Raw genomic sequence first — 758 nt, forward strand, 5'->3', positions numbered from 1 at the left:
ACTCCTCGAAGTCGTGCATCTTGTACAGCGAGACGAGTCCGAAGTACGTCGACAGAGAGTCGTCCCACTTGAGATAGGCGCTGAACTCGTGCGGTTGCGGGAGGAGGAACTTCCGTAGCCCCGAGACGGCGGTCTTCGAGTCCTGGCCGCGCATCGTCCGCGCGCGGACACCGCGCTTCTGCCGTCGCTCGTGTTCCTCCGCTTCGGAACAGCCGTAGAAGTGATCCTCACGAACGTCTTTCCGGATGTGCGTCCCACCGCAGAAGCGACACTCGCCGATCGGCTCCAGGTCGCAGTTCCACTCGTGTTCGAGCGCGGCCTCCTCGGTCTCGAAGCTCGTCTGGCAGTAGCGACAGGCTGCGACGAACTCCGGCATCTCGAACTCGAAGTCTTCGGAATCGTCGTCGAGGAGAGAGCCGGGCTCGTACTCACCGTCAACCGCGGACGCGACGGTGTCCTCGGCGTCCGAGGTGACGACGTCGGCCTCGTCGAGGACGGAGAACTCCGCGACGACCTCCCCATGGTCGTCGCTCACCGGCGGTCACCTCCGACGAGGTCGCGTCCGCAGCGCTCACAGCGGAACAGTTTCTCCGACTCGTGACCGCAAGTTGGGCACTCACGAGTCACGCAAACCACCCCTCAGAGAGGCTTTTTAAGCGAGAACTTATTTCCAGACAGTTGTCAAATGCAAAATGTACAGAGAGAGCTTGTACTGCTGGTAATTTTAACCCATGAAAGTAAGAAGTGGGACCGCTGAG

General features: G+C 60.6%; 1 pseudogene. It reads right to left on the reverse strand.

The features are described 5' to 3' along the window. Nucleotides 1-535, reverse strand: a pseudogene (locus NKF06_RS20720) (Lrp/AsnC family transcriptional regulator); the annotation flags it as partial. Between the last annotated feature and the right edge of the window lie 223 nt (nt 536-758).

Origin of the sequence: Haloferax sp. AB510, from assembly GCF_024136985.1 — an archaeon.
In the GTDB taxonomy this organism is placed as follows: Archaea; Halobacteriota; Halobacteria; order Halobacteriales; family Haloferacaceae; genus Haloferax.